This is a genomic window from Rhizobium leguminosarum, from assembly GCF_010668065.1.
GTDB lineage: Bacteria > Pseudomonadota > Alphaproteobacteria > Rhizobiales > Rhizobiaceae > Rhizobium > Rhizobium leguminosarum_S.
Genome location: NZ_WUEN01000004.1, coordinates 48,492 through 66,991 on the forward strand (window position 1 = coordinate 48,492; position 18,500 = coordinate 66,991).

General features: G+C 60.9%; 19 protein-coding genes. 11 read left to right on the forward strand and 8 right to left on the reverse strand.

The window, feature by feature from the left end:
* Window positions 1–981, reverse strand: coding sequence for an alpha/beta hydrolase (locus GR198_RS12270; RefSeq protein WP_164069070.1), 981 nt, complete (start codon window positions 979–981; stop codon window positions 1–3).
* 47 nt (window positions 982–1,028) lie between these two features.
* On the opposite strand from GR198_RS12270, the gene GR198_RS12275 reads away from it, so the two are divergent.
* Window positions 1,029–1,496 (forward strand): MarR family winged helix-turn-helix transcriptional regulator, encoded by a 468-nt coding sequence (locus GR198_RS12275; RefSeq protein WP_011652244.1) that lies wholly within the window; start codon window positions 1,029–1,031, stop codon window positions 1,494–1,496.
* 3 nt (window positions 1,497–1,499) lie between these two features.
* On the opposite strand, the gene GR198_RS12280 is transcribed toward GR198_RS12275, so the two are convergent.
* Complete coding sequence (locus GR198_RS12280; RefSeq protein WP_164022701.1) at window positions 1,500–2,690, reverse strand: low temperature requirement protein A; 1,191 nt, start codon at window positions 2,688–2,690, stop codon at window positions 1,500–1,502.
* A gap of 62 nt (window positions 2,691–2,752) precedes the next feature.
* Window positions 2,753–3,127, reverse strand: coding sequence for a gamma-butyrobetaine hydroxylase-like domain-containing protein (locus GR198_RS12285; RefSeq protein WP_032983806.1), 375 nt, complete (start codon window positions 3,125–3,127; stop codon window positions 2,753–2,755).
* A 136-nt stretch (window positions 3,128–3,263) separates the two neighbouring features.
* On the opposite strand from GR198_RS12285, the gene moaA reads away from it, so the two are divergent.
* Window positions 3,264–4,310 (forward strand): GTP 3',8-cyclase MoaA, encoded by a 1,047-nt coding sequence (gene moaA, locus GR198_RS12290; protein WP_029870796.1) that lies wholly within the window; start codon window positions 3,264–3,266, stop codon window positions 4,308–4,310.
* A gap of 278 nt (window positions 4,311–4,588) precedes the next feature.
* On the opposite strand, the gene GR198_RS12295 is transcribed toward moaA, so the two are convergent.
* Window positions 4,589–5,374 carry a class I SAM-dependent methyltransferase gene (locus tag GR198_RS12295; RefSeq protein WP_029870795.1) on the reverse strand — a complete coding sequence of 262 codons (786 nt, stop codon included), beginning with the start codon at window positions 5,372–5,374 and terminating at the stop codon, window positions 4,589–4,591.
* A 115-nt stretch (window positions 5,375–5,489) separates the two neighbouring features.
* Between GR198_RS12295 and GR198_RS12300 the strand changes: the two genes are divergently transcribed.
* Genes GR198_RS12300 through GR198_RS12310 form a run of 3 tightly spaced genes read left to right on the forward strand, consistent with a single transcriptional unit; the run spans window position 5,490 to window position 8,449 of the window.
* Entirely contained in the window at window positions 5,490–6,626 is a 1,137-nt protein-coding gene (locus GR198_RS12300; protein WP_029870794.1) for an ABC transporter substrate-binding protein, read from the forward strand.
* A 6-nt stretch (window positions 6,627–6,632) separates the two neighbouring features.
* Window positions 6,633–7,703 (forward strand): FecCD family ABC transporter permease, encoded by a 1,071-nt coding sequence (locus tag GR198_RS12305; protein ID WP_029870793.1) that lies wholly within the window; start codon window positions 6,633–6,635, stop codon window positions 7,701–7,703.
* Complete coding sequence (locus GR198_RS12310) at window positions 7,697–8,449, forward strand: ABC transporter ATP-binding protein (protein ID WP_029870792.1); 753 nt, start codon at window positions 7,697–7,699, stop codon at window positions 8,447–8,449. The genes GR198_RS12305 and GR198_RS12310 overlap by 7 nt, the downstream gene beginning before the upstream one ends.
* A gap of 21 nt (window positions 8,450–8,470) precedes the next feature.
* On the opposite strand, the gene GR198_RS12315 is transcribed toward GR198_RS12310, so the two are convergent.
* From GR198_RS12315 to GR198_RS12330, 4 genes are all read right to left on the reverse strand, one after another.
* Window positions 8,471–9,421: a sugar-binding transcriptional regulator gene (locus GR198_RS12315; RefSeq protein ID WP_003540269.1), complete on the reverse strand. Its 951-nt coding sequence runs from the start codon at window positions 9,419–9,421 to the stop codon at window positions 8,471–8,473.
* Between the two features lie 21 nt (window positions 9,422–9,442).
* Window positions 9,443–10,909 carry an FGGY family carbohydrate kinase gene (locus GR198_RS12320; protein ID WP_029870791.1) on the reverse strand — a complete coding sequence of 489 codons (1,467 nt, stop codon included), beginning with the start codon at window positions 10,907–10,909 and terminating at the stop codon, window positions 9,443–9,445.
* Between the two features lie 68 nt (window positions 10,910–10,977).
* Window positions 10,978–11,934, reverse strand: coding sequence for a transketolase family protein (locus tag GR198_RS12325; protein WP_012757733.1), 957 nt, complete (start codon window positions 11,932–11,934; stop codon window positions 10,978–10,980).
* The gene (locus GR198_RS12330; protein ID WP_029870790.1) at window positions 11,934–12,743 is read right to left on the reverse strand and encodes a transketolase; all 810 of its coding nucleotides are present in this window, start codon (window positions 12,741–12,743) and stop codon (window positions 11,934–11,936) included. The genes GR198_RS12325 and GR198_RS12330 overlap by 1 nt, the downstream gene beginning before the upstream one ends.
* Window positions 12,744–12,948: 205 nt before the next feature.
* On the opposite strand from GR198_RS12330, the gene GR198_RS12335 reads away from it, so the two are divergent.
* The 6 genes from GR198_RS12335 (at window position 12,949) to GR198_RS12360 (ending at window position 18,354) form a co-directional block, all read left to right on the forward strand.
* Window positions 12,949–13,929 carry an ABC transporter permease gene (locus GR198_RS12335; protein WP_003540274.1) on the forward strand — a complete coding sequence of 327 codons (981 nt, stop codon included), beginning with the start codon at window positions 12,949–12,951 and terminating at the stop codon, window positions 13,927–13,929.
* Between the two features lie 117 nt (window positions 13,930–14,046).
* Window positions 14,047–14,976: a sugar ABC transporter substrate-binding protein gene (locus GR198_RS12340; RefSeq protein WP_003540275.1), complete on the forward strand. Its 930-nt coding sequence runs from the start codon at window positions 14,047–14,049 to the stop codon at window positions 14,974–14,976.
* Between the two features lie 28 nt (window positions 14,977–15,004).
* Window positions 15,005–16,483 (forward strand): sugar ABC transporter ATP-binding protein, encoded by a 1,479-nt coding sequence (locus GR198_RS12345; RefSeq protein WP_164069071.1) that lies wholly within the window; start codon window positions 15,005–15,007, stop codon window positions 16,481–16,483.
* A gap of 22 nt (window positions 16,484–16,505) precedes the next feature.
* Window positions 16,506–17,294 (forward strand): SDR family oxidoreductase, encoded by a 789-nt coding sequence (locus GR198_RS12350; RefSeq protein WP_164069202.1) that lies wholly within the window; start codon window positions 16,506–16,508, stop codon window positions 17,292–17,294.
* 28 nt (window positions 17,295–17,322) lie between these two features.
* Window positions 17,323–17,514, forward strand: a complete 192-nt coding sequence (locus GR198_RS12355; RefSeq protein WP_017988531.1) for a triose-phosphate isomerase — start codon at window positions 17,323–17,325, stop codon at window positions 17,512–17,514.
* Window positions 17,515–17,571: 57 nt separating this feature from the next.
* A complete protein-coding gene (locus tag GR198_RS12360; RefSeq protein WP_164069072.1) occupies window positions 17,572–18,354 on the forward strand; it encodes a glucose 1-dehydrogenase in 783 nt (260 codons plus the stop codon).
* The last annotated feature ends 146 nt before the right edge of the window (window positions 18,355–18,500 follow it).

Sequence of the window (18,500 nt, forward strand, 5' to 3'; positions counted from 1 at the left end):
CTACAATGCCGCGCGCCTTGCCGGAAGCTCAAAAAACGGAATGATCTCCGCATCTTTTTTGATGCTTTCATCGGGCACTTCAACCACGCCTCGATCGCCGTCGAGAAACGCCGCGATCGCGGCAAGAACCGGCTCGGCGCCGATGATGCGCCGGTGGCCGAAGCCGTTCGCCCAGAACAGCCGAACGCCCTTCCCCGCTGCGCCATAGCGCCTGGCATGGAGAGACGACACCTCCTTGTCGTCCTCGGCATGGATGACGAGCACCGGCCGGCCGATGCCGCCCGCAGCCCCGCCGACGTCGAAATCCTCAAGTCTCCGTCCGGTGATGCGATGGACCTCGTTCTCCAGTGCCGCTTGCGCTGTAGGGCGAAGGCCGATCATCCCGCCGAAATCGGTAAACAGCCAGCCCATCTCGCTCGGCGCGCCGATCAGCACCAGTCTCTCGCCGGTGACAGGCGCCACACCAGGCAGCAGCCCCGCCGCCGAGACCATCAGCGCCGCACAGCCGAAGGAATGGCCGATAGCCGCATCGAATGCGCCGAAGCGCGCCTCGGCCGCCGCGATCGTCTCGACCGCAAGCCCCATATGCAGGAAGCGTCCGCCGGAACGGCCGTGGCCGGGAAAATCGAGCGCCACGACCTCCGCGCCCATTGCCGCAAGCATCGAGACGAGTTCGGCCATATATGCCGCGCTCGATCCCCAGCCATGTGTCACCAGATAGCGCTTGCGTTTACCCCTCGCCCCGCCGTTCAGCCGATAGGCATGCGCTTGGCGCCCGCCGGCAAGCCGGAGGGTGAAGCGTTCGGCACCGGCAAGCCGGAGCGCACCCGCTGCATGCACCGCTTTCGCCTTTGCTCCCTTCGGCTTTGTCGATGGCGTCCGGCAGAACAGCTGGAACGCCGCTTTGCCTGCCAGATCAGGAGAAACCGCCTGCAGAACCGAAAACCCGAGGCGGGTGACGTCAAGCGCAAAGTTTGCCATAGTGGGATTCCAAAAGACTGTTCAACACTGAACAATAAAGTACAACGATGAACAAAAATCAATCCCTTCCCTGGGATCATCCGCGTTTTCGCAGCTGGATCGCGGTGGCTCGCGCCTGCCAGCTGATGCAACAATCCCTGGCCCGCTCGCTTGCCGATCTCGATATCAAGCCGCCGCACCTCGATATCCTGGTCAATCTCTATCGTTTCGAAGGCATCTCGCAGCAGGAGCTGGCGCGCAAACTGCTGGTCGGCCGCTCCAATATGAGCATGCTCTTGCCGCAGATGGAGAAGCGCGGCCTGATCCTTCGCCGCGATGACGAGCGCGACAAGCGCGTGCTGCGCCTCTATTTGACGCCAGAGGGTCGAAAACTGAGTGAGGAGGCCATGGCCATCCAGACCGGCCTCATCGACCGCGTGCTGTCGGACGAGCCGATAGAGCAATGCATGGCGACCGCCGATTCGATGGAGCGGATCATCACCGTGCTGCTGAAAGATCTGCGCGACGAGGACTGATGTTCAATGCAGCGTCGGCGCCGCCTCCGTACCCGTCAGCGAGCGGTATTCCCAGGCGGCGACGACGATCAGCACCAACGTCGCCAGGATGCCCATCAGATAGACCTCGATGAAGGGCGCGACAAAGGCAAGCAGGATCAAAAACACCAGGCCGGCGAGATGCGAGAGCGGCATCCGCCCGCTGGTCGCGCCCTTGAACCAGAGATTGCCGATCAGGAACAGGCCGGAGCCGCCGAGCACGGCCGCGGCGATACCGAGATCGCCGGTTTCGTGCGGATGCGAGAACATGAACTCGACCGCGACCGCATGGACGATGATGCCGGCAAGAATTGGGATATGCCCATAGGTGAAGGCCTGCCGCGCCAAGCTTCCCGGCGTCTCCTCATGCTCGATGCGGTGGGCGGCGCGCCCGTGGCCGAAGCGGAAGTAGAGCCACCACATGGCGACCGTGCCGATGAAGGCGGTGACGAAGACGACGCTGGTGAGCCCGGAGAACGGCAGCTCCGCAAATGTGCGGCCGGACACGAGGATCGCTTCGCCGAGGCAGATGATCACGAAGAGTGCACAGCGCTCCGCCATGTGCGCGCCGGAAACGTCCCAGTCCCGCGCCGTCGAGCGGCCGAGCCCCGGCACGGCAAAGCCTGCGGCCGGCCCGGCATATTCGATCGCAAGCGCTATCACCCAGGCGATCAGCCGGGCTTCATGCTCGAGCAGCCCACCGGCAATCCAGAAGGCGCCTGCTACCACGAGCCAGGCTGTGATGCGGACGAAATTCAGCGTATTAGCGCGATCGACGCGCGTCATCGCATAGGTCGTAAACAGCGAGCGCCCGACCTGCATCGCCACATAGGCGCCGGCAAACAGCAGGCCCTTGTCGCCGAAAGCCTCGGGGATGGAGGCAGACAGCAGCAGCCCGAGCATCATCAGCGCCACCAGCATCCCGCGCACCGGCATCTTGTCCGGATCGAGCCAGTTCGTCACCCAGGCGGTGAAAATCCACACCCACCAGACGGCGAAGGTCATCAGCGCCGCTTCGGCCGCACCGAGCGGCGTGTAGTGGGCGGCGAGCGCATGCGAGAGCTGCGAGATCGAAAAGACGAAGACCAGGTCGAAGAACAGTTCGAGGAAGGTCACCTTGTTGCTGCTGGCGCTGCCCTTGGCGCGCAGCCAGTTCTTTCCGTTCGTTTTCGCCATATGGCCCCCCGATGGCTGGAATTATGAGTCTGTTGAATTTGATAGCGGCGCGCTCGTGAGCGTCAGCGCGGCTTCTCCGCCGTGTCGCGGTTCATGCCCTTTTCGCTGAGCTCGTGCTCATAGGCCGAAAACAGCTCCGCGCCCCGTTCGCCGAGCTCGCGCAGATAGGTCCAGGTGTAGATGCCGGTATCGTGCATGTCATCGAAGCCGATCCGGACCGCGTAATTGCCGGTCGGCATCATCGAGATGATCGCGACATTGCGTTTGCCCGGCACCGTCACCTTCTGCCCCGGCCCATGGCCCTGCACCTCGGCCGAGGGCGACAGCACGCGCAAGAGTTCGGCCGACAGGTCGAAGCTCTGGCCGTCGTTGAAGGTCACCACCAGCCGCTGCCTGTCTTTCGAGACGCGAAGTTCGCTCGGCCAGATATCGCTCATCATTTTGTCCTCTTCTCATGCGAGGAGTAGGCGCTGATCTTTTTCAGCGCAAGCTGAAATTGGCATGCTCACGCGGGCTGTTTCCCTTGACGCGACAATAGCATATGCCCACATTGATAAGAGTACGGAGATACAGGTGAACACCAGAATCGGAACGATAGGCAATGCATCGCCGCTGATGGCGGATGCACATCCGATGATCGACCCCTTCGGGCGGGCGGTCACCTATCTCCGCGTCTCCGTCACCGACCGCTGCGATTTCCGCTGCACCTATTGCATGGCGGAGAATATGACCTTCCTGCCCAAGAAGGATCTCTTGACGCTGGAAGAGCTCGACCGGCTCTGTTCCGCCTTCATCGCCAAGGGTGTCAGCAAGATCAGGCTGACCGGCGGCGAGCCCCTGGTGCGCAAGAACATCATGTATCTGGTTCGCCAGCTCGGCCAGAAGATCGGCTCCGGCCTCGACGAATTGACGCTGACCACCAACGGCTCACAGCTTTCCCGCCATGCCGAGGAGCTCTATGATTGCGGCGTGCGCCGGATCAACGTCTCGCTGGATACGCTCGACCCCGACAAGTTCCGCAAGATCACCCGCTGGGGCGATTTCGCCAAGGTCATGGAAGGCATCGACGCGGCTCAGAAAGCCGGGCTGAAGATCAAGCTCAACGCCGTGGCGCTGAAGGATTTCAACGATGCCGAGATGCCGGAGCTGCTGCGCTTCGCCCATGGCCGCGGCATGGATCTCACCGTCATCGAAACCATGCCGATGGGCGAGATCGAAGAAGACCGCACCGACCAGTACCTGCCGCTTTCGAAACTGCGCGCCGATCTCGAAGACCAGTTCACTCTTGCTGACATCGATTACCAGACCGGCGGCCCGGCGCGTTATGTCAGGGTCGAAGAAACCGGCGGCCGCCTCGGCTTCATCACGCCGATGACCCATAATTTCTGCGAGAGCTGCAACCGCGTCCGCCTGACCTGCACCGGCACGCTCTACATGTGCCTCGGCCAGAACGACGCCGCCGATCTGCGCGCCGCACTCCGCGCCACCGAAGACGACGCCCTCCTCCACGCCGCCATCGACGAGGCCATCACCCGCAAACCCAAAGGCCACGACTTCATCATCGACCGGACGCATAACCGGCCGGCCGTGGCAAGGCATATGAGTGTTACGGGTGGGTGAGGCCCGGTCCCCGCAAAGCGGGGAGCGATCGATCCAGTGAATCGATCGCAGGGCCGAACGCCCTGAGCCATGCGAAGGGCCGGGATACGGTGCGGCAGACTCCCCCTTCTCCCCAGCGGGGAGAAGATGCCCTTCAGGGCAGATGAGGGGGTGAGCGACGACAGGAGCGAATGCGCTGAGCGCAAGCGAAGAGCAATCAACGTTGTGCCGAGTGGCCCCCTCATCCGACCCTTCGGGCCACCTTCTCCCCGCTGGGGAGAAGAGGGAGCCGCTCCCCATCACCCAGGCTTACGCGCACAAATCGCAAACCGCTCCTGCACCATACGCTCAAGCCCGCGCAAAAACGGCATCTTGCGCGCCTGCGCCCAATGAATATCGCTGAGCTTGCGGTCGACGACGATGTCCGTAAAACCGGCTTGGCGCAGAAGATCGACGACTGCTTCGGCCGGCATCTGGCTGGAGAAATGCACGCGTGAGCGGATCTTCTGGTGCCGCGCCATCATCTCCGGCGACATGTGGCTCGCCGGCGGCTTGCCGGTCACCTTCGTCCAGAGCTTCTGCAGGCCCTTGACCCAGGTTTCCTTGCCCATATTGCCGTCGAGGATCAGCACCTTGCCGCCCGGCTTCAATACCGAGAACCATTCCCTAAAGGCCGAAGCCGGGTCCACCAGCGTCCAGACGAGATGGCGGTTGGTGATGACGTCGTAGCTGTCCTTCGGCTCCATCGTGTTTTCGGCGTCGCCGGACACGAAGCGGATATCGGTGCCACGCTTCTTCGCCTTGGCACGCGCCTGCGCAAGCATCGCATCCGACCAGTCGAGGCCGGTGACCGCAAAGCCGACATCATGCATCAGATGCGAGATGACGGCGGTGCCGCAGGCGAGATCGAGCGCCGCGCGCCCCTGCCCCTCGCCCAGATGTTTTCTGATCAGCCGCTGCCAGCCTTTCCGCTCAGCTTCCGAAAAGATTTCATGGCCGACGCTCTGGTCGAAGGTCGCCGCCCGTTCCGACCAGAAATCGCGGATTTCATCGCGGATGGAGTAGTTCGTATTCATGGAATTCATCTGAGGCACCCCGGCATCGGATCAGTTTGGAAACGCTCTAAAACATAGAACTTGATTCATAAAGTCATATTTCTTATGCCTGCGAACATTATTCAGACACCGGGGGAATTTCCAGATGAATTTCGTGAAAATACTCGCAGTCTCCGCAGCGGCGATTGCGAGCCTGTTGCCGCTTTCGGCTTGGGCGCAGCCCTTCACCGTCAAGGATGTCGCGGGTCGTGAAGTGACCTTCGACAAGCCGGTCGAGCGTGTGATCCTTGGGGAAGGCCGCATGCTCTACGCCGTAGCACCGATCGAGAAGGAAGATCCCTTCGCCAAAATCGTCGGCTGGCGCAACGATCTCTGGACCACCGACAAGGATGGCTTCAACGCTTATGTCGAGAAGTTTCCTAAGGGCAAGGACCTGCCCTTCCTCGGCAACCTGACCGACGGCACGCTGCAGACCGAGACGGTCGTCAAGCTTCATCCCGATGTGCTGCTGCTGCCGATCGGCAACAAGGCGGCCGCCGACGAGGTGAAGCTGGAGGAGATGCTGAACGGCATCGGCGTAAAGATCGTCTATATCGATTTCCGCGAGCACATCCTTGCCAACACCGAGCCGAGCCTGAAGATCCTCGGCCAGATTTTCGGCCATGAAGACCGCGCCGAAGCCGTCGCCAGCTTCTGGAAAGAGCAGATGGCGCGTGTCACCGACAGGCTGAAGGCCGCCAATCCGCCGAAGCCGAATGTCTTCATGTACCGCGCCGCAGGCCTGGTCGAATGCTGCGGCACCTTCGGCCCCGATAATTTCGGCCTGATGGTCGATTGGGCCGGCGGCCACAATCTCGGCTCCGATTTCCTGCCGGGATATACCGGCTCGATCAATGCAGAGCAGGTCGTCGCCTCCAATCCCGATGTCATCGTCGTCACCGGATCCAATTGGAGCCAGACCAAGAATGCCAAGGATTATGTGAATGTCGGCCCGAATGCCGCCGTCACCTTCGACGACAGCCGCAAGGCGCTGAACACGTTGGTGGAAAACCCTGCCTTCACCGGCTCCAGAGCGGTTGCCGGCGGCAATGTCCATGCGATCTGGCACCAGTTCTATACCAGCCCCTACCAGTTCGTCGCCGTCCAGCAGCTGGCCAAGTGGTTCCATCCGAACCTCTTTGCCGATCTCGATCCCGATGCCACCTTCAAGGAATTCCACGAAAAATTCCTGCCGGTCGCCTACCAGCCGGGTTACTGGGTCGACGCCAAGGCGGGTCAATAATCCAAAATGGCCGAGATCGCCGCCATATCGATAGAAGCCGAAGCCGGGAGGGAGCGCTACCGCGCCCTTGCCCGGCGCAAGCTGCTGATCCTTGCCGCCATGACGGCAGCGCTCTGCCTGTCCTTTGCGGTCGATCTCGCCTGGGGTCCGGCCCGCTATAGTCTCAGTGAAGTCGTCGCCGCCCTCCTAGACCCCTCCTCCGTTTCGGATCAGGTGCGGGCCGTCGTCTGGGACATCCGCATGCCGGTTGCGGTGATGGCGATCGTCGTCGGCGCATCGCTCTCCGTCGCCGGCGCACAGATGCAGACGATCCTAGCCAATCCGCTCGCCAGCCCCTTCACGCTCGGCATTTCGGCGGCGGCAAGCTTCGGTGCCGCCCTGGCGATCGTCACCAGCGTTCCGCTTCTGCCTGTTGCAGCCGGCCTGCTGGTGCCGGTCAACGCCTTCATCATGGCGCTGATCGCCACGCTCTTCATCCATTTCGTCTCGCAGGCCCGCGGCGTCTCGGTGCAGACCGTTGTGCTGCTCGGCATCGCGCTGGTCTTCACCTTCAATGCCTTGCTCGCCTTCCTGCAATATCTCGCCTCAGAACAGGCGCTGTCGGCTGTCGTCTTCTGGACGATGGGCAGCCTTACCAAGGCCACCTGGCCGAAGATCTGGGTGACGCTCGCGGTTCTGCTGGCAGCACTTCCCCTCTTTGCCCGCAATGCCTGGGCGCTGACGGCCATCCGCCTCGGCGAGGACAAGGCCGCAAGCTTCGGCGTCAATGTCCGCCGCATCCGGCTGGAAACCATGCTTGTGGTCTCGCTACTCGCCGCAATACCCGTCAGCTTCGTCGGTACGATCGGTTTCGTCGGCCTCGTCGGGCCGCATATCGCCCGCATGATCCTCGGCGAGGATCAGCGCTTCTTCCTGCCGGGCTCGATCCTGTCGGGTGCGCTGCTCCTGTCGCTGACCTCGATCGTCTCGAAGTCGATCATCCCAGGTGTCGTCTTCCCGATCGGCATCATTACCGCCCTGGTCGGCGTGCCCTTCTTCTTTTCGCTCATCCTCTCAAACAGGAGCCGGTCGTGGTAGCGCTTCAGTTGCAGTCCGTCGGCGCCTATCACGGGCGCAAGCTCTTCGTCGAAGACGTGACGACGCCGGTGATGACATCGGGCGAGGTCGTGGCGGTGATCGGCCCGAACGCTGCCGGCAAGTCGACCCTCTTCAAGCGCATCACCGGCCTCCTCAAAGGGCCGGGCCAGGTCGTCGTCGAAGGCTCGAAGGCGAAAAACGCCATAGGCTACATGCCGCAGGATACCTCGGCCAACGCGGTGCTGACGGTCTACGAATCCATCCTGCTTGCCCGCAAGCAGGGCCAGTCCTGGGCCGTCAGCGACAGCGACCTGCGCTTCATCGACGAGATCATGAAGGCGCTCGATATGTCAGCCATCGCCTTCCGTGATCTCGGCGCCCTTTCCGGCGGCCAGCGCCAGCTCGTCTCGATCGCCCAGGCGCTCGTCCGCGAACCCGAGATCATGCTGATGGACGAGCCGACCAGCGCGCTCGATCTTCACCGCCAGGTCGAGGTCCTCGATTTCATGCGCCGCCAGGCCCGCACCAAGGGCATGATCGTGCTGATCGCCATCCACGACCTCAACCAGGCGCTCCGCTTCGCCGACAAAGTCCTCGTCATCGCCAACGGCCGCATGCACGCCTGCGGCACCCCCCGCGACGTCGTCACCGCTGAGATGCTACGGGAAATCTACAGGGTCGAGGCCCGGGTCGAGAAATGCTCGCTGGACCATGACCACGTGATTGTGGATGGGACGGCGCATTGAGGTGGCAATCAGCCTAACTCATCAGTTGATCAGTCGCTGCGCGGTAAACTTGTCCGTAACAAGCATGTGGATGACTCCCACGCGGAGCGCCCCTGCGATTGCGTCGGTCTTTTTAGACCCGCCGGCAAGAGCAATGACCCGGTCCACCCGTTCGAGATCCTCGAGTGGAAGCCCTATGACCCGGTCGTCCAGAGGTGTCTTGACCGGCTTGCCGTTTTTATCGAAGAAGCGAAGCGAGATATCGCCGACGGCTCCCGCTTCCGCGAGATCAGAGAGTTCGCGAGACGAAAAGATGTTACCGGACCGTGCGAGAAGTTCGGACGGTTCGACTGCTCCGATTCCGACGATCGCAAGCGTTATGCTGCCGAACAAGTCCATCGTCTCCCGAACGTATGGATCGGCCTGCATAAGAAATTTTGCCTCTCTGGACGTCGTAACGCCCTGCACAGCGAGCAGTTTCGGCTCAGCGCCGGTCAGCCGAGCAAGCCGCGTGGTGAGCTGCGTCGCATGCGTCTGCACTGAAGGATCGCCCATGCCTCCAAGGGTTTGGACGACGTATTTCGCCTGAGCGCTCTTCAGGGGATGAATGTTCTCGACCATCTTGGAGATGGTCTGGCTCCAACTCGAAACGCCGATGATCTCCCCTGGCGCAAGCGTCACCTCCAAGAGATGAGCCGCGGCCTCTCCGATACGGGCCATGATGGCTCCGTCCCGATCTTCCGTGCACTCGACGACGATCGCCTCCGGCAAATCATATTTCTCGCGAAGCGCGCTCTCAAGCTCGCTGTAGGTGCCAACGGGGGGGGTCACGCTGGTTCGCACAATATCTTCAGCCTCGGCACGCTTGAGCATGCGCGACACTGTCGCCTGCGACAGGCGAAGGTGCTGTGCGATCTCCGCCTGTCGCCGCCCCTCCAAGTGGTACATCTGGGCGACCCTTGAGATGAGGCGGAGTTCATTGAGGCGAGTCATCGCTAATCCTAGGGTGAATTTTTATTCATCATTAGCCGTTGTTTCGCGTGCCGTCGAGCGGGCAAGTGCATCATTCCAGGTATTCAGAAGCACCGCTCGATCCACGGGTTCCGGGTCAATGACATGTGAGCTCCGCGGGAGCTCTGCGATCTCCTGAAGATCGCTCCACAAGCCAAGTGAGAGACCCGCGAGATATGCGGCCCCCAAAGCCGACGCCTCGGGTGCTTCGCATTGGATCACGGGATGTTCGATGAGGTTCGAGACACACTGCATCAGGAAGCGGTTCTGGCTCGGTCCGCCGTCGACATAGAGCGCCCCGAGCTCGCCGCCGCTTTGTGCTCGCATGGCGGCGATCACGTCGTGCACCTGGAAGGCGATCGAGTCGGTTACCGATCGCGCCATTTGCGCACGTGTCGTATTGAAGTTGATTTGGGAGAACAGGGCACGGGCGTCGGAGTTCCAATAGGGTGCGCCCAGTCCCACGAATGCTGGCACGAAGCCCGGTCCGCCCGGTTCGGCGCTCGCCGCAAGTTCGACAAGGGCCGCCACGTCCGAAAGGCCGAGAATGCCTGCCATCCAGGGGAGACTGGCGGCGCAGACGAGAATATTGCCTTCGAAAGCGAACGTCGGTTTTCCATGGAGACGCCATGCGACGGTCGTAGTGACGCCGTTGCGTGGGGGAATAAATCGCGGAAGCGTCGTCATCACCGACGAGCCGGTTCCGAAGGTTACCTTGCCATCACCCGGCTTGAATGCTCCATGACCGAACAGCGCAGCATGACTGTCTCCGATCACGGCCATGATCGGAGTTCCATCCGGCACGCCTGGCAACCCTTGCGTCCTGCCGAAGTCGGCAGAGCTGTCGAGTACCTCGGGCAGGAGCGCGATATCCACGCCGAAAATCTCGCCAAGTTCCTCGCTCCATCTCTGCTCCTGGAGATCGAACAACTGGCTCCTGGCGGCATTGGAAGCGTCGCAGACATGCCGGCGCCCGCCCGTCAGGCAGTGGACGAGCCAACTGTCGACCGTTCCTAGCCGCACCGAACGCCCGGCCGGAATACGGTCGAGCAGCCATCGGAATTTCGAACCCGGGAACATCGGATCCAATGGCAGGCCTGTGAGCGCCTGCACACGGTCAAGGCGGCCTTCGACGATGAGACGTTCACAATCCTGTGCCGTGCGACGGCACTGCCAACTCACCACCGGTCCAAGTGCTTCTCCCGTTTCGGCATCCCAGGCAGTGACAGACTCGCGCTGGTTGGAAATCGCCACGGCCTCGACAGCCACGTCGGGAGTGGCCTTCAGGCAGGCGTCGATCGCCTCGCAGACGGATGCGTAGAGCCGGCGTGGATCTTGTTCGACCCAGCCGGGTTTCGGATAGGTGATGCCGACTGGAGCCGAACCTCTGCCAACAATTTCTCCCTTTTCGGAAACCAGAACTGCCTTTGAATTGGTGGTTCCCTGGTCAATTGCCAGAATTGCCCGCATTCTATCCTCCCCAGATCAGACGGCAGCCGGGACGACAAAAAGCGTCCGGGCTGATCACGTCATCCCAGTTACTTGCGCCTGATCAGCGACTGCGCGGCGTCGGCGATTGCGGACGGCGCCATCCCGAATTCGTCGAGCAGGAACTCTGCCGAACCGGTCGGAGCGTAGACGCCGGGAACTCCGAGACGTTTCATCGGGACCGGAGCATTGTCGACCACCACTTCGGCGACCGCGGAACCGAGCCCGCCAAAGATCGAATGCTCTTCGGCTGTGACGATCGCTCCGGTTTCCTTCGCCGCGGCGATGATAGCCTCCTCGTCGATCGGACGAACCGTTGCAAGGTTGAGCACTCTGGCGTTGATGCCGCGTTCTGCGAGGATCTCGGCAGCCTTTAAGATTCGATGAGTCAAAGTGCCGTTTGCGATAAGGGTGACGTCAGAACCCTGGCGAAGGAGGTTTGCCTTGCCAAGTTCGAATTTGTGACCCTCCGGAAGAAGATCAGGCACACCTACGCGAGACAGACGCAGGAAACAGGGGCCGTTGTAGGCCGCGGCCCACTCAACCGCAGCAGCTGTTTCGATGCGGTCACAAGGCGCAATGACCGGAAGATTAGGCAGAACCCGCGTCCAGGCGAAGTCTTCGATCGAGTGATGGGTCGGGCCGAGTTCGCCATACGCCATTCCGGAAGAAATGCCGACCAGCTTGACGTTGGCATTTGAATACGAAATATCGGCCTTGATCTGCTCCAGCGACCGTCCCGTTAGAAACGGAGCGGCGGCGCACACGAACGGAAGGCGTCCGCCATTGGCGAGGCCTGCTGCAACCCCCACCATGTTCTGCTCGGCGATGCCGACATTGACGAGACGCTCTCCAAACTTCGCCTTGAAGCCGCCGAGCTTGGAGGAACCCACGGAGTCGTTGCAGACGGCAACGATCGTTTCGTTTTCGGCTGCCAGCCGCTCAAGCGTAGTAGCGAATGCGTCGCGGCAATCGTAGAGCTTGGGTGCGTTTATTGGCGCGTTCATTACAGTGCCTCCGACAATTCTGCCAATGCGATTTCGTATTGTTCCTTGCTCGGTACCTTGTGGTGCCAGTCGACTCGGTCTTGCATGAACGAGATTCCATGGCCCTTGTTGGTGTGGGCCACGATGCAATGCGGTCTCGATCCCCGGTATTCGAGGGCTGAAACGACTTCGCTCATATTGTTCCCATTGATCTCGGTGACTTCCCAATCAAAAGCTTCAAGCTTCGGACGAAGCGGGGCGAGATCGTTGGTTTCCGCCAGGGCGGCGCCCTGCTGGAACCTGTTGTGGTCGATGACCAGCGTCAGGTTATCGAGCTTGAACTGAGCGGCCGCCATGATCGCTTCCCAGTTGGAGCCCTCCTGCATCTCACCGTCGCCGGTGACGACATAGGTGTGATATTTCGCGCCTGAGAGCTTGGCGGCTTTTGCCATTCCTATTGCGACAGGAAGACCGTGGCCGAGCGGCCCGGTATTCGTTTCGACGCCAGGAACCTTGTTGCAATTTGGATGCCCGTTCAGCCTCGAATGCGGCTGCAAAAAGGTGGAAATCTCTTCCTCCGGGATGAAGCCGCGTTTTGCGAGCGTCACATACAGCGCGCATGCAGTATGTCCCTTCGAAAGAACGAACCTGTCGCGGTCGGGGTGCTTCGGCTGATCGGGCCAAACATTCAGCACACGAAAATAGAGGGCAGTCAAAATGTCGATGACCGACATTTCCCCCCCAATATGGCCGGCGCCCGCTTCAAAGACCGCCTGGAGATCGCGCAATCGGATCTCGCGAGCGACCCGCTCGAGTTCTGTCGTATTCATGGATTCCTCTCATGCATAAATATTCAGTTGTCAATATTTTTGCACAAGACACCGATTAGTCAAGCCCTTTAAGTGGAACACCGACAGTTGTAAGTCTAGAAATCCTGTTGACAGTCGGAAGGCAACTTGTTAATGAATTTTCCAGCATCAGTGAATATTTATTCGTAGAGTGAATTAGCTATTAGCCTAGGCATAGGGAGGAACAATGGTGGCGCTCGATATCAATGAACACGGGCTTTCGTCCGGGGCCTGGTTGAGCAAACTCAAGGGCGCCACCGGCCCGCTCGTGGGGCTGCTCGCGCTTTGCGTCTTCCTGAGCCTCAGCACCGACACGTTTCTTTCGGTTCGGAACGGTCTCAACATCCTCGATCAGATCACTGTCCTCGGCATCATGGCCGTCGGAATGACCTTTGTCATTCTGATCGGCGGCATCGATCTCTCCGTCGGCTCGGCACTCGCTCTTGCGATGATGGTCATGGGCTGGACTGCGAATGTCGCCGGCCTGCCGCTGCCGGTCGGGATCGCTTTTGCTCTGGTCGCAGCGGGCCTTTCGGGGCTGATCGTCGGACTTCTGGTTACGCAGTTCAGGGTTCCAGCGTTTATTGCCACTCTTGCGATGATGTCCGCGGCTCGCGGCGTCGCGAATATGATCACGGACGGCCAACAGATCGTTGGATTCCCCGACTGGTTCATGATGCTGGCAATCGATCGCCATTTCGGCGTGTTGACAGCCACTGTGTTTCTCATGCTTGCGGTTGTTCTTGCCGCGTGGCTTTTCCTGCACTTCCGGTCCGAAGGTCGCATGCTCTACGCGGTGGGAGGAAATCCCGAAGTCGCACGCCTGGCCGGTATCAACGTCCCGCTCGTGACGATAGCCGTTTATGTCGTGAGTGCCGTCCTTGCGGGGCTCGCCGGCATCGTGCTCGCCGCGCGGCTGGATTCCGTCCAGCCGTCCAGTGGTCTGGGCTATGAACTGGACACCATCGCTGCGGTCGTCATCGGCGGAACTTCGCTCTCCGGCGGCGCGGGCGGCATCGGTGGAACGCTGATCGGCGTTCTTATCATCGGTGTGCTTCGCAACGGTCTCAACCTTCTCAACGTCTCGCCCTTCCTGCAGCAGGTGATCATCGGCATCGTCATCGTGCTCGCGGTCGGCGCGGAGACCATTCGTCGGCGTCGCGCCTGACGAGCGGGGTCCGCCGCGTTGGCGAACCCGGAATTCCGCTCCAAAAATTTGGGTCGGATCAATACCCCGAGGGGGAGGACATACCCGAGGGTTCCATCAAACAACGGAGGAAATACAATGAAAATAGCGCGCACCATGCTCGCATCTGCTGCACTGCTCGGCCTCATGCTCGGCCCCGTACACGCGGCGGAACTGAAGAAGCTCGGCCTGGCCGTTGCCAACCTTCAGGCAAACTTCTTCAACCAGATCAAGCAATCGGTCGAGGCCGAAGCCAAGAAGCGCGGCATCGAAGTCATCACCGTCGACGCAAAGGGCGACGGGCCGACGCAGGTCAACCAGATCCAGGATCTTCTGACCCAGAAAATCGACGCGCTGATCTACATTCCGGCCGGCGCGGCTGCTGCGACCGTTCCGGTCAAGCTCGCGAAGAGCGCTGGTATTCCGGTCGTGAACGTTGACCGCAACGCCGAGGGAGCACCCGGCGATACCTTCCTTGCAACGGATTCCGTCGCGTCTGCCAAGGCCGTGTGCGACTACATTTTGAAGGAAGCCGGCGGCAAGGGGAAGATGGTCATCATCCACGGCCAGAAGGGCACGACGCCGGAAGTCGATCGCTCGAAGGGCTGCGCTGAATCTCTCAAGGCATATCCGGACGTCAAGGTTGTCGCCGAGCAGTTCTCGAACATCTGGAGCCAGGACGAAGGATTCCAGATCATGCAGAATATGCTGCAGGCAAATCCTGACGTTTCGATCGTGTTCGCCCAGGCCGACGGCCTCGCCCTTGGCGCCGCGCAGGCGATCAAGGTCGCCAATCCTTCCCAGAAGATCGTGGTTGGCGGCTTTGATGGTGACACCGCAGCTCTCGAAGCACTCAGCAAGGGCGTCTTCAACGTAACTGCGACCCAGCAGACGCAGAAGATGGGCCGCGACGCGGTTGAAAACGCCGCCAAACTTGTTGCCGGGGAAAAGGTGCCGCCGGTCCAACTCCTGGATGCCACGCTGACAACCAAGGAAAACGTCGCAGGCTTCATCGCCAACCATCCATAATGAAGTCGAGGTCTTGAGGAGGTGTGCCGTGACTGATCCAGTTCTTTCCCTGAAGGGCATATCCAAATGGTATGGGCCGCTCCAGGTTCTGAAGAATGTCAGCTTGAACGTCTATCCGGGCGAAGTGGTTGCACTTCTCGGTGAAAACGGGGCGGGCAAGTCAACACTATCCGGCATCATCGCCGGGTCACGCACGCCGTCCGAAGGATCAATGACATGGCTGGGGCAGCCTTATGGCCCGGCCACCCCAAGGGAAGCGATCGACAAGGGCGTTGTCCTGATCCATCAGGAACTGCAGCTTCTGCCGCAGCTGTCGATCGCGGAAAACGTCTTCATCGGACGCTGGCTGATGAAGAACGGCGTCGTCGACCGCGCCCAGATGGTTCGCCGGGCTCAGGACCAGCTCGCTCGCTTGAACCTTCACATCCCCGCAACGCGGACGGTCGCCGGCCTTTCCACGGCAAATCAGCAACTTATCGAGATCGCCAAGGCGCTGGCTCTCAACGCAAAGCTCCTGATCCTCGATGAGCCGACAGCCGCCCTTGGCGGCGCGGAGACGGAAGCTCTCTTCGAACAGGTTCGCAAGCTTCGGTCAGAAGGCGTCGGCATCGTCTACATTTCCCACCGTATGGAAGAGATCAAGCGAATAACCGACCGGATCGTCGTTCTTCGTGACGGCGAGCGGGTGCAAGAATTCTCAGACAGCGCGACCCCGGTGCGAACGATTGTCGAGAGCATGGTCGGGCGCCCGCTTGACCGCTTGTTCCCTACCCTGCCGGTTCCGACAGATCGTCCGGTACTCCAGGTGTCCGGGCTGAGCTCGCCGGACAACTCGTTCCGTGACGTTACCTTCGAGGTCCGGGCCGGGGAAATTCTGGGGATCGCCGGATTGGTCGGCGCCGGCCGCACCGAACTGGTGCGTGCGATTTCGGGAGCAGATCCAATCAGTGCTGGGTCGATCAAGCTGGAAGGCGAGGAACTCAGGCTGCGCGATCCGGCGGACGCAATCGCCAAGGGTATCGTGATGGTTCCGGAAGACCGCAAGGAGCAGGGCCTGATCGTCGGGCACCGGATCAGCGAGAACATTATCTACGCCAATCTCGACAAGTTGGGCGGGCGTTGGATTACGCCGAGCGTCAAGCGCTCGTTTGCGGAGAAGGCAGTGGCCAAGTTCGGCGTGAAGGGCCGTGCGGAGCAATATGCCTCGGACCTGTCCGGCGGCAACCAGCAGAAGGTCGTGATCGCGAAGTGGCTGATGCGCGATCCCAAGGTCGTCGTGCTCGACGAACCGACGAGAGGCATCGACGTCGGTGCCCGAGCGGGCATCTACGACATCATCGTCAATCTTGCCAAACAGGGCGTGGGGGTCATCGTCGTAAGCTCGGACCTCGAAGAAGTTCTCGGAGTCTCCAATCGCATTCTCGTGCTTGCGCAAGGCAAGCAGGCGGGGATTCTCAATCGTGACCAGGCAAATGACGTTTCGGTCATGGAGCTGGCCACCATCTAAACAAACAGAGAAAGGAAGAGCGGTGTCCGACATCACTCTGAACGCCCCGAAGCTTTTCGATCTCAGCGGCCAGGTTGCCATCGTTACCGGAGCCGGCAGCGGTATTGGTCAGCGCATTGCCATCGGCCTTGCGCAATGCGGCGCCGACGTGGCGCTGCTCGACCGCCGAACCGACGACGGACTGGCCAAGACGGCTGAACATATTCGCGCCGCCGGCCGCCGCTCGATCCAGATCGCGGCGGATGTCACGAGCAAGTCTTCCCTTGGAGAGGCAATAGCACGGACCGAGGCAGACCTCGGCCCATTGACACTTGCAGTCAACGCGGCGGGCATCGCTAACGCGAACGCAGCGGAAGAAATGGAGGAGGACCAATATCAGACGTTGATGGATATCAACCTGAAAGGCGTCTTTCTTTCCTGCCAGGCAGAGGCTCGCGCCATGCTGAAAAATGGGCGCGGCTCCATCGTCAATATCGCCTCCATGTCCGGCGTGATCGTGAACCGGGGGCTGAGCCAAACGCACTATAACGCCTCCAAGGCGGGCGTGATCCATATGTCGAAGTCTATGGCCATGGAATGGGTCGACCGCGGCATTCGCGTCAACACCATCTCCCCCGGATACACGGCAACGCCCATGAACACCCGTCCGGAGATGGTCCACCAGACCAAACTCTTCGAAGAGCAGACGCCGATGCAGCGCATGGCAGCGGTGGACGAGATGGTAGGTCCGGCGGTGTTCCTGCTGTCGAATGCAGCGAGTTTCGTGACCGGCGTCGATCTTCTCGTCGACGGCGGTTTCTGCTGCTGGTGATGAGAAAGCTCATTGCCGTTGCTGGAAAGTGACCGGTCTCGCTTCCTCCCTGGCTGAGATCGAGGCGCTGAAGGGACTAACGGGCATGACGGCGTGCGATATCGTCGTCTGCCCGCCCTTCACGCCGATCGAACGGGCTGTCGAACGGATGGAAGGCGCGGACGTCGTCACCGGCGCTCAACACTGCCTGAATTCGCGACAACCGGTTGATCTCCAATAATGATCGCATGGTAGGTCGCACCCAGATTTATTGTTTATCGATGGACAAGGAAAGAGCATGAAACGCTTTGAGCAGAAGACCGTCGTCATTACCGGGGGCAGCCGCGGCATCGGAGCGGCGATCGCCAGACGCTTTGCGAAAGAAGGCGCCAATCTCGTCGTCTCGGCCAACGAGGAGCAGGTTCACGGCGTTGCCGAACAGATCCGGGCCGAAGGCGGCAAGGCGATCTCCTTCATCGGCGACGTCACCGACAAGGCGAGCGTCACCGCCCTCTATGATGCCGCCGAGAAGGAATTCGGCTCGGTCGACGTCTCGATCCAGAACGCCGGCGTCATCACCATTGCCCGCGTCGAGGACCTGACCGAAAACGAGTGGGACAAGGTCATGGCCGTCAACACCAAGGGCGTCTTCCTCTGCGCCCAGGAGGCGATATCGAGAATGCGCAAGCACAAGCGCGGCGGCCGCATCATCAACACCGCTTCCGGCCAGGCCCGTGACGGCTTTATCTACACGCCGCATTATGCCGCCTCGAAAATGGGCGTCGTCGGCATCACCCAGAGCCTGGCCAAGGAAGTCGCGACCGAGAAGATCACCGTCAACGCCTTCTGCCCCGGCATCATCGAGACCGACATGTGGGCCTATAACGACCAGGCCTGGGGCAAGCTGCTCGGCAACTACGCCCCCGGCGAGTTGATGAAGGAATGGGTCGAGGGCATCCCGATGAAACGGGCCGGCTCCGGCGAGGATGTCGCCGGCCTGGTTACCTTCCTCGCCAGCGACGACGCCGCCTATATCACCGGCCAGACCATCAATGTCGACGGCGGCCTGATCATGTCCTGATGCATGTCGCCCAAAAGTGCGCAGTGGTTTTGGGACAACGACATGCATGGAAGGATCAAAGCACCAACGAAGCACGGAAGGCGACCCGGTCGTCGCCTCCGTGTGAACAGTGTGTCCATCGGCGTTAGGGCAGCTTTGCATTTTTG

What these genes read in the sequence shown, in the direction of transcription:
- GR198_RS12270 (WP_164069070.1), bottom strand. Translation starts at nt 981, where the DNA reads ATGGCAAACTTTGCGCTTGACGTCACCCGCCTCGGGTTTTCGGTTCTG.
- GR198_RS12275 (WP_011652244.1), top strand. Translation starts at nt 1,029, where the DNA reads ATGAACAAAAATCAATCCCTTCCCTGGGATCATCCGCGTTTTCGCAGC.
- GR198_RS12280 (WP_164022701.1), bottom strand. Translation starts at nt 2,690, where the DNA reads ATGGCGAAAACGAACGGAAAGAACTGGCTGCGCGCCAAGGGCAGCGCC.
- GR198_RS12285 (WP_032983806.1), bottom strand. Translation starts at nt 3,127, where the DNA reads ATGAGCGATATCTGGCCGAGCGAACTTCGCGTCTCGAAAGACAGGCAG.
- GR198_RS12295 (WP_029870795.1), bottom strand. Translation starts at nt 5,374, where the DNA reads ATGAATTCCATGAATACGAACTACTCCATCCGCGATGAAATCCGCGAT.
- GR198_RS12300 (WP_029870794.1), top strand. Translation starts at nt 5,490, where the DNA reads ATGAATTTCGTGAAAATACTCGCAGTCTCCGCAGCGGCGATTGCGAGC.
- GR198_RS12305 (WP_029870793.1), top strand. Translation starts at nt 6,633, where the DNA reads ATGGCCGAGATCGCCGCCATATCGATAGAAGCCGAAGCCGGGAGGGAG.
- GR198_RS12315 (WP_003540269.1), bottom strand. Translation starts at nt 9,421, where the DNA reads ATGACTCGCCTCAATGAACTCCGCCTCATCTCAAGGGTCGCCCAGATG.
- GR198_RS12320 (WP_029870791.1), bottom strand. Translation starts at nt 10,909, where the DNA reads ATGCGGGCAATTCTGGCAATTGACCAGGGAACCACCAATTCAAAGGCA.
- GR198_RS12325 (WP_012757733.1), bottom strand. Translation starts at nt 11,934, where the DNA reads ATGAACGCGCCAATAAACGCACCCAAGCTCTACGATTGCCGCGACGCA.
- GR198_RS12330 (WP_029870790.1), bottom strand. Translation starts at nt 12,743, where the DNA reads ATGAATACGACAGAACTCGAGCGGGTCGCTCGCGAGATCCGATTGCGC.
- GR198_RS12335 (WP_003540274.1), top strand. Translation starts at nt 12,949, where the DNA reads ATGGTGGCGCTCGATATCAATGAACACGGGCTTTCGTCCGGGGCCTGG.
- GR198_RS12340 (WP_003540275.1), top strand. Translation starts at nt 14,047, where the DNA reads ATGAAAATAGCGCGCACCATGCTCGCATCTGCTGCACTGCTCGGCCTC.
- GR198_RS12360 (WP_164069072.1), top strand. Translation starts at nt 17,572, where the DNA reads ATGAAACGCTTTGAGCAGAAGACCGTCGTCATTACCGGGGGCAGCCGC.